Below are 12,203 nucleotides of genomic sequence, written 5' to 3' on the forward strand. Positions count from 1 at the left end.
TTAAATCACCAGTGATACCGCCAACGGCAGGAACACTGCCGTCGCAACACCCATCAAACTCATCGCCAGCGCCGCAAAGGCGCCGCACTCTTCACTTTCCTGCAAGGCCACCGAGGTGCCGACGGCGTGGGCAGTCATGCCCAACGCCATGCCACGCGCCTCCGGGCTGTGAACCCCCAGTCGCGACAAATATGCCGGCCCGATCATCGCCCCGATCACCCCGGTGATCAGCACAAACACTGCCGCCAGCGCCGCCACACCACCGATCTGCTCGGCCACCAGCATGGCAATCGGCGAGGTCACGGACTTGGGCGCCATGGTCATCAACATCATGTGTTCGGCACCGAACCACCAGCCCAGTAGCACACACAGGCCGGTCGCCAGCACACCACCCACCACCAGCGTAGTAAAAATCGGCCAGAACAGCTGGCGAATCCGTCGCAGGTTCAAGTAAAGCGGTACCGCCAGGGCCACCGTCGCCGGGCCCAGCAGGATGCTCATGATCTCGGTACTTTTACGATACTCGGCGTAGGTCAGGCCGCAGCCCAGCAGCACGCCGATCACCAGCAGCATCGACACCAGCACCGGCTGCAGGAAGATCCAGCGGGTTTTCTCGAAGCCTGCCAACACCAATTGATAGGCGCCCAGGGTGATGCCAATGCCAAACAACGGATGATGGATCACCGCTGCCCACGCGCCTTGCCAGTCGAAGGTCATTGCCCCTCCTCCCGCCGCGCCTGGCGCTTGACCAGTCTTTGCATCAGCACGCCAACAAAGCCCATGGCGATCACCAGTGACAGCACCAGCGCACCTACGATGGCCCAGAAGTCGGTGGCGATGTCCTTGGCGTAAACCATCACGCCCACAGCTGGCGGCACCAACAGCAACGGCAAGTAACGCAGCAAACTGCTGGCCGCCAGGCTCAGGGGCTCGGCTACCTCGCCGCGCCACACCAGATACGCCAGCATCAGCAGCAGACCGACAATCGGCCCCGGCAACACCGGCAGGAACAAGTGATTAATTGCCGTGCCAAGCAATTGAAACAGCACCAGCCATGTCAGACCGCGTAACAGCATCCGTTCTCTCCCCCAAAAAGCGCGCCGGCCATTATAAGCACGCTGGACCTATGGACCGGCATTCGCCAAAAACATGGAGGGTTGACCAAGCCTATTGCCCATGATGATCTAAGGTGGTTGTCAGGGCTTCGCCCCGCACATGAACAATAAAAACCGATGAACCCAAGGAGAGTCACAATGCCCTCAGTACCCGTAGCGCAGCTCAAAGATTATGTCGGCAAGGAACTGGGACGTTCCGCATGGCTGACCATCGACCAGGAACGCATCAACCTGTTCGCTGAAGCCACTGGCGATCATCAGTTCATCCACGTCGACCCGGTGAAGGCCGCCCAGACCCCGTTTGGCAGCACCATCGCCCACGGATTCCTGTCGTTGTCGCTGCTGCCAAAATTGATTGAAGATATTCTGATCATGCCCGAAGGCGTGAAAATGGTCGTCAACTACGGCCTGGACACCGTGCGCTTCATCCAGCCAGTAAAGGTCAACTCCAAGGTGCGCCTGGCCGTCACCCTCACCGACGCCACTGAGAAAAAACCCGGCCAATGGCTGCTCAAGGCCACCTGCACCCTGGAAATTGAAGGCCAGGAAAAACCAGGCTACATCGCCGAGTCGTTATCACTCTGTTTCGTCTGAAACAGTCATGTAATCAAAAGCTTACCTTTAGCGAGCGGGCTTGCCCGCGTTGGGCCGCGAAGCGGCCCTAAAACCTGCAACCTGATTTCGTATGAAGGTGCGCAGTGTCTTTATTGGGGCGACTGCGCAGCCCAACGCGGGCAAGCCCGCTCGCCACAAACTCATGTATAGATCTCACAGCTGCGGCATACTCGGCGCTCAATTATCCGGATCCCGCTATGCGCCCACTCGCTCCCCTTGCCCTTGTCCTGGCCCTTTTGCTCACCGCGTGCGGTGATGGCGAATCACTGTTGCCGCCCGATGCAAGGCTGCCGGACGGCGGGCGTTACCGTGGCGATGTGGCCAATGGCCTGCTGCAAGGCCAGGGACGCGTGGACTACCCTAACGGCAGTTGGTACGCCGGCCAGTTCGACAAGGGCCAGTGGCACGGCCAAGGCGAATGGCACGGCAGCAACGGCGAAGTCTATAAAGGTCAGTTCCAGCAAGGCCTGTTCGACGGCCAAGGCAGCCTGACTACTGCGGGCACCAATTACGTTGGCGGTTTCAAGCAAGGCCGGCGCAACGGCGAAGGCACCCTCAAAGAGGGCCAGATGACCTATCGCGGCGAATTCAAGGACGACCAGTACTCCGGCCTCGGTCGCCTGGAGCTGGCCGACGGCAGCCAATACCAGGGCCAGTTCACCCACGGTAAACCCAACGGTGAAGGCCAGCGCAGCGACGACAGCGGCAACCAGTTCAGCGGCCACTTCGTCAACGGGCAATTGGAAGGCAACGGCACCTTCAATAGCGCTGACGGCGACATGTACGTCGGCCACTTCAAACAGAACCAGCTCAACGGCAAGGGCCGCTACGAAAACGCCGACGGGGATGTGTGGATTGGTGAGTTCAAGGAAGGCGCGCTGAGCGGCAAGGGCGAATTGATTGGCGTCGACGCCAGCCACTACGTAGGTCAGTTCAGTGACTGGCGCTTTACCGGCGAGGGTCGCCTGAACCTCACCGACGGCAGCTTCTATGTGGGCGGTTTCGACAGCGACAGCTATCAGGGCAAAGGCACCCTGGTGCTCACCGATGGCACCGTGCAAGCCGGGACGTGGGTCAACGGCATGCGTGTGCGCAATGCCGACGGCCACCTGCTGCCCGATGCGCTGGAAGTCGGCGTGCTGGCCCAGGGTCGCCTGCTCGACCAGGCTCTTGCCGCTGTTCCCGCCTCAACTGCAGCGGTTGAGCTGTACACCCTGGTGCTGGCGGGTGATGGCAAGCAAAGCGTGTTTCTGCGTGAAGCCGACTACGTCAGCAACCTGCTGGCCACCCGCTTCGGCGCCCAAGGTCAAATCCGCCTGGTCAACCACCGCGACCATATCGCCGATCGCCCCATGGCCACCCGGGAAAGCTTGCGCCGCGCCGTGCAAACGCTCGCCGAACGCACGGGCCCGGAAGATCTGGTGTTCATCTATTTGACCAGCCACGGCACCCACGAGCATGAACTGGTGCTGGACCAACCTCGCATGGAACTGGCCGACCTGCCAGCCGACGAGCTCGCCGCCGTGCTGGCACCGTTGAAAAACCGTGACAAGATCATTGTCATCTCGGCGTGCTACTCCGGTGGTTTTATCCCAGCGCTAAAAGACGAACGCACCCTGATAATGACGGCTTCCCGAGCCGACCGCGTATCGTTTGGCTGCTCCGAAGAGGCCGACTTCACCTACTTTGGCAACGCGCTGTTCGCCCAGGCCTTCAACCAGTCCGACGATTTACAGCAAGCCTTCAAGCTGGCGCAGCTGCATGTAACCGAGCGCGAGATGGAGGACAACTTCGAAGCCTCCGAACCCCAGATCTGGGCACCCAAAGGGGTGATCGCCCATTGGCAATTATTACGCAAGCAGCAGGCACGAAAAGCGCTCGAAAGCGTCTCTATGAATAGCAAGGAAGCCAAGAGCAACTAAGCTGAAACCGTATCAAGGGGGAAACATCATGTACTTGACGCCTCAGCATGTCTTGCTTGCCGGAGCCTCGGGTTTGACCGGGGAACATCTGCTGGACCGCCTGCTCAACGAGCCCACCGTGACCCGCGTACTCGCGCCCAGCCGAAAGCCTTTGGCCGAGCATCCGCACCTGGAAAACCCGGTGGGCGACCCGGCGGTGTTCCTGCCGCAACTCAGCGGGCGGGTGGACATCGCTTTCTGCTGCCTGGGCACCACCATTAAACTGGCAGGCTCCGAACAAGCCTTCCGTGCCGTCGACCTGGACATGGTCGTGGCCTTCAGCAAGCGCGCGCGGGAAATGGGCGCACGGCACCTGATCGTGATCAGCGCGATTGGCGCCGATCCGAAATCCTCGGTGTTCTACAACCGAGTCAAAGGCGAAATGGAACAGGCCTTGAAGGCCCAGGACTGGCCGCAATTGACCATCGTCCGACCTTCACTGCTGCTGGGGGAGCGGCTGGAGACCCGCCTGGTGGAACAACTGGCGGGGCCACTATCGCGACTGGTTCCTGGCAAGTATCACGGCATAGAAGTCTGCGAACTGGCCCGGGCGATGTGGCGGCTGGCGCTGGAAGAACAAAATGGGTTGCGGATTGTGGAGTCGGATGAGCTGCGTAAGCTCGGCAAATAATGCTGCTGGGGTGATTCACCGTAGCAGCTGTCGAGCCCCGGCGAGGCTGCGTCAGGTGCGACTCGGTGCTGGGGGCTGATCTGAGAGCGGTGGTGTGGCCGACGTTGCCTCGCCGGAGCTCGACAACTGCGGGGCGAGCAAGCTAGAGCCCGCCCGTCGCGTTAAACCCTATTCCCAGCACCGTCAACACCGACAGCGGCAATAGCAGCGTATCGAGCAAGGCGCTGGCCGGCAGGTCGATGCCAGGGTAGCTTGGGGCTTCGGCGCCGAAGCGGTCCATGGCACAACAGCCACCCTGCATCGCATACAGGTCCAGGCGCATGCCTGCATATACCACCGGCGCACCCGGTTTCGCCGCATCCAGGGTGCGTGCAGTGGCGCAGCCCGTCAGTTGTAGCGCCAGCAATACCAGCAGCGCTTTATTCATCACTGCTCAAATGATGCTCGCCCCAACGCGGCAACATGTCCTGAGGAATGTTCAGCAGGTTGAGAATCCGCGCCACTACAAAGTCCACCAGGTCATCGATGGTTTGCGGCTGATGGTAAAAGCCTGGGGACGCCGGCAGGATGGTCACACCCATGTTCGACAGCTTGAGCATGTGCTCCAGATGGATACTCGAATACGGCGCCTCGCGCGGCACCAGAATCAACTGGCGACGTTCCTTCAAGGTCACGTCTGCCGCCCGCTCAATCAGGTTGTTGCAAGCACCCGTGGCAATCGCCGACAAGGTTCCGGTGGAACACGGCACCACCACCATCGCCGCCGGCGCGCCGGAACCAGAGGCCACCGGCGACATCCAGTCTTCCTTGCCATAAACCTTGATCTGCCCCGCCGCCGCACCGGTGTATTCGGTGAGGAAGGCCTGCATCATCTGCACCTTGGGTGGTAGCGTGACATCGGTCTCGGTCGCCATCACCAACTGCGCAGCCTTGGAGATCAGAAAGTGCACCTCGCGGTCTTCACGTACCAGGCAATCGAGCAGGCGTAGGCCATACGGCGCGCCAGACGCGCCGGTCATCGCCAGGGTGACACGCTCCGGCCCGCTCATTGCAATGCCTCGGCCAGTTTGCCGTGCAGGCCGCCGAAGCCGCCATTGCTCATGATCACCACATGGGTGCCGGGCTTGGCCTGGCTTTTCACGCGTTCGATGATGCCTTCCAGCGAATCGCTGACAATCGACGGTACCGTGCACAGGTTGGCGACAGCCGCCAGATCCCAGCCGAGGTTGGCCGGCGCATACCACACCACCTGGTCGGCATCGACCACGCTTTGCGGCAAGCCATCGCGATGGGCACCGAGTTTCATGGAGTTGGAGCGTGGCTCAATGATGGCGATTATCGGCGCATCACCCACGCGCTTGCGTAAACCGTCGAGGGTGGTGGCAATCGCCGTCGGGTGGTGGGCAAAGTCGTCGTAGATGGTAATCCCATTCACTTCAGCGACCTTTTCCATGCGCCGCTTGACGCTCTTGAACGCGCTCAACGCGGCGATGCCCATGGACGGGACTACGCCGACATGACGGGCGGCGGCCAGGGTAACCAGGGCATTGGCAACGTTGTGCTGGCCGGTCATATCCCAGTCGACCACGCCCTGGGCGACACCTTCGAACAACACCTCGAACCTGGAACCGTCCTGGCTCAGCAACTTGACCTGCCACTGCCCGCCGGCACCGGTGGTTTGCACCGGGGTCCAGCAGCCCATCTCGATCACTCGCTGCAAGGCAGGCTCGGTGGTCGGGTGGATCACCAGGCCTTCGCTGGGGATGGTGCGCACCAAATGGTGAAACTGCCGCTCGATGGCTGGCAGATCAGGGAAGATATCAGCATGATCGAACTCCAGGTTGTTCAGGATCGCCGTGCGCGGGCGGTAGTGAACGAACTTGGAACGTTTGTCGAAGAAGGCGCTGTCGTACTCGTCGGCTTCGATGACGAAGAACGGCGTGTCACCCAGACGCGCCGACACCGAGAAGTTCTGTGGCACACCGCCGATCAGGAAGCCCGGGCTCATGCCGGCGTGTTCCAGGACCCAGGCCAGCATGCTGCTGGTGGTGGTTTTGCCATGGGTGCCGGCGACGGCCAGCACCCAGCGGCCTTGCAGCACATGGTCCGACAGCCATTGCGGACCGGAGACATAGGGCAGGCCTTTGTTCAGCACGTATTCGACCGCCGGGTTGCCACGGGACATGGCGTTGCCAATTACCACCAGGTCCGGGACCGGGTCGAATTGCGCCGGGTCGTAGCCTTGGGTCAACTCAATACCCTGGGCCTGCAGTTGCGTGCTCATGGGCGGATAAACGTTGGCATCGGAGCCGGTGACATGATGGCCCAACTCTTTGGCCAAAACCGCCATCGAGCCCATGAACGTGCCGCAAATACCGAGAATATGAATGTGCATAGTCGACCTCGTAAAACATCGAGGCAGGTTAGCGCAGGGTGGGAGAAATCGCACTCTTTAGCTGCAGGATCTCAACGGGCGATGCCATGTTTACGCAGCTTTCTGTAGAGCGTATTGCGGCTGACGCCCAACTGCCCGGCGGTATGGGTCATGTGCCAGCGCTGTTGCTCCAGGGCGTTGAGCAACGCCAGGCGCTCGGCATCGTCTAGGGGTGAGTCCGTAGGCTCATCCACTGCGACCGGCTGCGTTCGAGCCTGGCGAATTATCGCCGGCAAGTCCTCAAAACCGACCCGCCCTTCGTCACACAGCGCCGCCAACGTGCGCAACACGGTGCGCAGCTGCCGCACATTGCCTGGCCAAGCAAACGCCAGCAGCGCCTGGCGCGCCGCACTATCAAGCAGCACCGGCTGATCGCCCGCCTCTTGCGCCAGCAGGAAGTCCAGCAATTGCGACTTGTCGCTACGCTCACGCAACGGCGGCAAGGCGATTTCCAGGCCGTTGAGCCGGTAGTACAGGTCCTCGCGAAAGCTGCCGTCCTGCACCCGCTCCAGCAGATTGCGGTGGGTGGCGCTGATGATTCGCACGTTCACCGCTTGTGGTTCGCCACCGATAGGCACCACCAGTCGATCCTCCAGCACCCTTAATAGACGGGTCTGCAAGGCCAGGGGCATGTCGCCGATTTCGTCGAGGAACAAGGTTCCGCCGTCGGCCTGTTGCAGCTTGCCGCGCATGCCTTCCTTGCGCGAGCCGGTAAAACTGCCGCCGCGATAGCCGAACAGTTCACTTTCGATCAGACTTTCCGGGATCGCCGCACAGTTGAGGGCGACGAAGGACTTTTCTGCCCGTTGACTGGCGTGGTGCACGGCCTTGGCGAAGGCCTCCTTGCCGGAGCCGGTTTCGCCGTTGATCAGCAGCGGCACGTCACGCTCGAACACTCGCAGAGCCTTGCGAAAATCGCTTTGCAGCGCCGCGTCCCCCAGGCAAATACTCGGCAGGCGCGGCCGATCCACCTGCGGCAGCGCTTGTACCACCGGGCTCGGCACACTACGGGGCTGGCCGCGTAATACCGCGAATACATTGCGCCCATCGCGGGTGCGCAGGGGCCAACTGGCGCTGGCATTGACGCTGGCGCGACCGAGTAGCTCATCCAGGGAGCAATCGAAAAACATCTCCACCGGCAGCCCCAGCAAACGCCCACGGGCTTCGCCCAGCAGGTTCAGCGCGCTCTGGTTGAGGGCACAAATCCGCCCTTCGCCATCAAACGCCAGCAACCCTTCACTGAACAGGCCCACAGACTCGGCCTGCAGATGGAAACGCAGCAGCCAGTGGTTCTCAAAATGACGCAGGAAATAGCAGCTCTCGATCATCTTCGCCGAGAGGTTGACCAGCGCCATGGTGTGGAACTGGCTCTGGCGCGAGACCGCTTCCCGTGCCGAGGACACATCGAGCACCGCCAGCAGCTCGCCATGGGGATCGAACACCGGGCTGGCGGAGCAGGTCAGGCCGGTATGGCGGCCACGGAAGTGTTCATCGCGATGAATGGTCAGAGCCTGGCGCTCCACCAGGCAGGTACCGATGCCGTTGGTGCCTTCGCAGGCCTCGCTCCAATCGGCGCCAAGCCATAGCCCGGCGCGCTCGAAAATCTTGCGCTCGCTGGGGGCAGTGACGCAGTTGAGGATCACTCCTCGTGCATCGGTCAGCAGCACCGCGTGGCCCGCGCCGGAAAGCTGCTGGTGCAGGCTGGTCATTTCATTGCCGGCGATGTGCAACACCTGTTGCAGGCGCTCGCGACTTTCCAGCAGGCGACCGTGTTCCAGCACCGTGGGGGCGATGGTCAGCGCGGGGTCGAGGTGATAATCCTCCAGGCAACGCAGCCAGGAGCGGGCAATAGATGGGTCGCTGCCCGGACCGTGCTGTGGGTCTTGGCCACGGGTTACGGTCAGCACTTGCTGGGCATGGCGACTGAAATGATCGTTGTGCATATTCTTATTGTTCTCCTGCTGCGTGAGACACACCGCGGACCGGGACGCCCAGCATCCTCCAGGCTCTTGCTCATTGCAATCGCGGTTCGACCCGTGGGTCACAGGGCGTATCGCTTATGGCACAAACTGTCACGAAGGCTGTATCACTCCTGTCACAACGAATGCCTGTTAAAAATCGCAACCCCTTGATTTACCTGGCCCGCAAGGCACTGGCCCGACCTTTGCTCTACGCTTATACAAGCGCAGCTGCCTATACATGCAATGTGCTGCCCTCCAAATAAACATAAAAGCCAGGAGATACCCACCATGCGTTACGCACACCCCGGTACTGAAGGCGCTATCGTTTCGTTCAAGGCCAAGTACGGCAACTTTATCGGTGGCGAGTTTGTTGCGCCGGTCAAAGGCAACTACTTCACCAACACTTCGCCAGTAAACGGCAAGCCCATCGCCGAATTCCCGCGCTCTACTGCCGAAGACATCGACAAGGCCCTGGACGCCGCCCACGCCGCCGCTGACGCCTGGGGCAAGACCTCGGCCCAGGACCGCTCGCTGGTGCTGCTGAAAATCGCCGACCGCATTGAACAGAACCTGGAACTGCTGGCCATCACCGAAACCTGGGACAACGGCAAAGCGGTTCGCGAAACCCTCAACGCCGATATCCCCCTGGCCGCTGATCACTTCCGTTACTTCGCCGGTTGCATCCGTGCCCAGGAAGGCAGCAGCGCCGAAATCAACGAACACACCGCCGCCTATCACTTCTACGAACCGCTGGGCGTGGTCGGGCAGATCATCCCGTGGAACTTCCCACTGCTGATGGCTGCCTGGAAACTCGCCCCGGCCCTGGCCGCCGGTAACTGCGTGGTGCTCAAGCCCGCCGAGCAAACCCCGCTGGGCATCAACGTGCTGATGGAATTGATCGGCGACCTGCTGCCGCCGGGCGTGCTGAACGTGGTGCATGGCTTCGGCAAAGAAGCCGGCGAAGCCCTGGCCACCAGCAAGCGCATCGCCAAGATCGCCTTTACCGGCTCAACGCCAGTGGGCTCGCACATCATGCATGCGGCCGCCGAGAACATCATTCCCTCCACCGTTGAGCTGGGCGGCAAATCGCCGAACATCTTCTTCGCCGACATCATGAAAGCCGAACCGCAGTTCATCGAGAAGGCCGCCGAAGGCCTGGTGCTGGCGTTCTTCAACCAGGGTGAAGTCTGCACCTGCCCATCCCGTGCATTGGTGGAAGAGTCGATCTACGACGACTTCATGAAAGTGGTGATGAAAAAGGTCGAGCAGATCAAGCGCGGCGACCCGCTGGACACCGATACCATGGTCGGCGCCCAGGCTTCCGAGCAACAATTCGACAAGATTCTTTCCTACCTGGAAATCGCCAAGGCCGAAGGCGCCGAGCTACTGACCGGCGGCAAGGTTGAGAAGTTGACCGGCGATTTGGCCACCGGCTATTACATCCAGCCGACCCTGCTCAAGGGCAACAACAAGATGCGGGTGTTCCAGGAAGAGATCTTTGGCCCGGTGGTGAGCATCACCACCTTCAAGGATGAAGCCGAAGCGCTGGCGATTGCCAACGACACCGAGTTTGGCCTGGGCGCCGGTTTGTGGACCCGCGATATCAACCGCGCTTACCGCATGGGTCGGGCGATCAAGGCTGGTCGTGTCTGGACCAACTGCTATCACCTCTACCCGGCGCATGCCGCGTTTGGCGGTTACAAGAAGTCCGGTGTGGGCCGTGAAACTCACAAGATGATGTTGGATCACTATCAGCAGACCAAAAACCTGTTGGTGAGCTACGACATTAATCCGTTGGGCTTCTTCTAAGCACTCCTGTGCGGGCAACCCACTCCCATATTTGAAATGCAATCAAATGTGGGAGCCGGGCTTGCCCGCGATGGCGGCGAGTCATTTAACAAATGATGTTTGCTGAACTGCCGTTATCGCAGGCAAGCCCACATTTGATCTTCGCAAGTAGCTGCTACCCCATCCGGCTCAAGAAAGCCGGGACAAAACAATAAGAATAGAAGGTGCTTCATCATGCCTAGCGAACCTACCGGCACATCCGGCTCCTCCGTCGACTTCGAAAAGGTCGGCTCCGAATACTTCCAGCAACGCGAACTGAAAAAAGGCGCCGCCGGCTGGGTGCTTTTGGTCGGCCTCGGCGTTGCCTACGTGATCTCCGGCGACTATGCCGGCTGGAACTTCGGCCTGGCCCAGGGCGGCTGGGGCGGGATGTTCCTCGCCACATTACTGATGGCCACCATGTACTTGTGCATGTGTTTTTCCCTGGCCGAACTGTCCTCCATGATTCCTACCGCCGGCGGCGGCTACGGCTTTGCCCGCAGCGCATTTGGCCCCTGGGGCGGATTCCTCACCGGCACGGCGATCCTGATCGAGTACGCCATCGCTCCGGCCGCCATCGCAGTGTTTATCGGCGCCTATTGTGAGTCGTTGTTCGGCATTGGCGGCTGGATGATTTATCTGGCGTTCTACATCATCTTTATCGGCATCCACATTTTTGGTGTCGGTGAGGCGCTGAAGTTGATGTTCGTCATCACTGCCGTCGCCGCCATTGCGTTGGGCGTGTTCCTGGTGGCGATGGTGCCGCACTTCAATGTCGCCAACCTGCTGGACATTCCGGTGACTGAAGCCAAAGGCGCCAGCAGCTTCCTGCCGTTTGGTTATGTCGGCGTGTGGGCAGCGATTCCTTACGCGATCTGGTTCTTCCTCGCCGTCGAAGGCGTGCCACTGGCCGCCGAAGAAACCAAGAACCCGAAACGCGACCTGCCCCGTGGGCTGATTGGCTCCATTGTGGTGCTCACCAGTTTCGCCCTGCTGATTCTGGTGATTGCACCGGGCGGTGCTGGCACCCTGGCGCTGGTCAAATCCGGCAACCCGCTGGTCGAATCCCTGGCCCTGGCCTACGGCGGCTCGACCTGGATGGGCAGTTTCGTCAATCTGGTGGGTCTGGCCGGGCTGATCGCCAGCTTCTTCTCGATCATCTACGCCTACTCGCGGCAGATCTTCGCCCTATCCCGCGCCGGCTACCTGCCGCGCAAACTGTCCCAGACCAATAAAAGCAAGGCGCCAGTGCTCGCGCTGGTGATCCCCGGCATTATCGGTTTCGGCCTGTCCCTCACCGGCCAGGGTGACCTGCTGATTCTGGTGGCTGTGTTTGGCGCGACCATTTCCTACGTACTGATGATGGCCGCGCACATCACTCTGCGTATCCGCCGCCCCAAAATGGACCGCCCGTACCGCACACCGGGCGGCATCTTCACCTCAGGCCTTGCCCTGGTACTCGCCTGCATCGCTGTCGTGGCGGGTTTTCTGGTAGATCCGCGGGTGGTGATTGGCGCCGCGATCATCTATGGAGTATTAATTGCTTACTTTGCTTTCTACAGTCGGCATCACTTGGTAGCAGGCACGCCGGAAGAAGAGTTTGCGGCCATTCAAGCCGCAGAAGCTGCCTTGCACTAACGCCGTAAACTACGGCGCGGG

Annotated in this window: 11 protein-coding genes; 5 read left to right on the forward strand and 6 right to left on the reverse strand. The window is 60.8% G+C overall.

Features of this window, described 5'->3' with window-relative positions:
* Both AAEZ06_RS02485 and AAEZ06_RS02490 read right to left on the reverse strand, forming a co-directional pair.
* On the reverse strand, positions 1-717 hold the full coding sequence (locus AAEZ06_RS02485) for an LrgB family protein (RefSeq protein WP_149413573.1): 717 nt from the start codon (positions 715-717) through the stop codon (positions 1-3).
* Positions 714-1,076, reverse strand: coding sequence for a CidA/LrgA family protein (locus AAEZ06_RS02490; protein WP_149413574.1), 363 nt, complete (start codon positions 1,074-1,076; stop codon positions 714-716). The genes AAEZ06_RS02485 and AAEZ06_RS02490 overlap by 4 nt, the downstream gene beginning before the upstream one ends.
* A gap of 177 nt (positions 1,077-1,253) precedes the next feature.
* Here AAEZ06_RS02490 and AAEZ06_RS02495 point away from each other — a divergent pair, with 177 nt between their 5' ends.
* The 3 genes from AAEZ06_RS02495 (at position 1,254) to AAEZ06_RS02505 (ending at position 4,322) form a co-directional block, all read left to right on the forward strand.
* Complete coding sequence (locus AAEZ06_RS02495; protein ID WP_149413575.1) at positions 1,254-1,709, forward strand: MaoC family dehydratase; 456 nt, start codon at positions 1,254-1,256, stop codon at positions 1,707-1,709.
* Between the two features lie 218 nt (positions 1,710-1,927).
* Entirely contained in the window at positions 1,928-3,652 is a 1,725-nt protein-coding gene (locus tag AAEZ06_RS02500; protein WP_350612706.1) for a C13 family peptidase, read from the forward strand.
* 28 nt (positions 3,653-3,680) lie between these two features.
* Positions 3,681-4,322 (forward strand): oxidoreductase, encoded by a 642-nt coding sequence (locus AAEZ06_RS02505; protein WP_149413577.1) that lies wholly within the window; start codon positions 3,681-3,683, stop codon positions 4,320-4,322.
* A 142-nt stretch (positions 4,323-4,464) separates the two neighbouring features.
* On the opposite strand, the gene AAEZ06_RS02510 is transcribed toward AAEZ06_RS02505, so the two are convergent.
* From AAEZ06_RS02510 to AAEZ06_RS02525, 4 genes are all read right to left on the reverse strand, one after another.
* Positions 4,465-4,749 (reverse strand): YceK/YidQ family lipoprotein, encoded by a 285-nt coding sequence (locus tag AAEZ06_RS02510; protein WP_149413578.1) that lies wholly within the window; start codon positions 4,747-4,749, stop codon positions 4,465-4,467.
* The gene (gene ubiX, locus AAEZ06_RS02515; protein WP_149413579.1) at positions 4,742-5,371 is read right to left on the reverse strand and encodes a flavin prenyltransferase UbiX; all 630 of its coding nucleotides are present in this window, start codon (positions 5,369-5,371) and stop codon (positions 4,742-4,744) included. The genes AAEZ06_RS02510 and ubiX overlap by 8 nt, the downstream gene beginning before the upstream one ends.
* Entirely contained in the window at positions 5,368-6,717 is a 1,350-nt protein-coding gene (gene mpl / locus AAEZ06_RS02520; protein ID WP_149413580.1) for a UDP-N-acetylmuramate:L-alanyl-gamma-D-glutamyl-meso-diaminopimelate ligase, read from the reverse strand. Before mpl ends, ubiX begins: the two co-directional genes overlap by 4 nt.
* A gap of 71 nt (positions 6,718-6,788) precedes the next feature.
* On the reverse strand, positions 6,789-8,699 hold the full coding sequence (locus AAEZ06_RS02525; RefSeq protein ID WP_350612710.1) for a sigma-54-dependent Fis family transcriptional regulator: 1,911 nt from the start codon (positions 8,697-8,699) through the stop codon (positions 6,789-6,791).
* A 306-nt stretch (positions 8,700-9,005) separates the two neighbouring features.
* Here AAEZ06_RS02525 and exaC point away from each other — a divergent pair, with 306 nt between their 5' ends.
* Both exaC and eat read left to right on the forward strand, forming a co-directional pair.
* Positions 9,006-10,526 (forward strand): acetaldehyde dehydrogenase ExaC, encoded by a 1,521-nt coding sequence (gene exaC, locus AAEZ06_RS02530; RefSeq protein ID WP_149413582.1) that lies wholly within the window; start codon positions 9,006-9,008, stop codon positions 10,524-10,526.
* Between the two features lie 213 nt (positions 10,527-10,739).
* Positions 10,740-12,182, forward strand: a complete 1,443-nt coding sequence (gene eat / locus AAEZ06_RS02535) for an ethanolamine permease (protein WP_149413583.1) — start codon at positions 10,740-10,742, stop codon at positions 12,180-12,182.
* The last annotated feature ends 21 nt before the right edge of the window (positions 12,183-12,203 follow it).

The sequence above is a fragment of the Pseudomonas sp. HY7a-MNA-CIBAN-0227 genome (assembly GCF_040310325.1).
Classification (GTDB): domain Bacteria; phylum Pseudomonadota; class Gammaproteobacteria; order Pseudomonadales; family Pseudomonadaceae; genus Aquipseudomonas.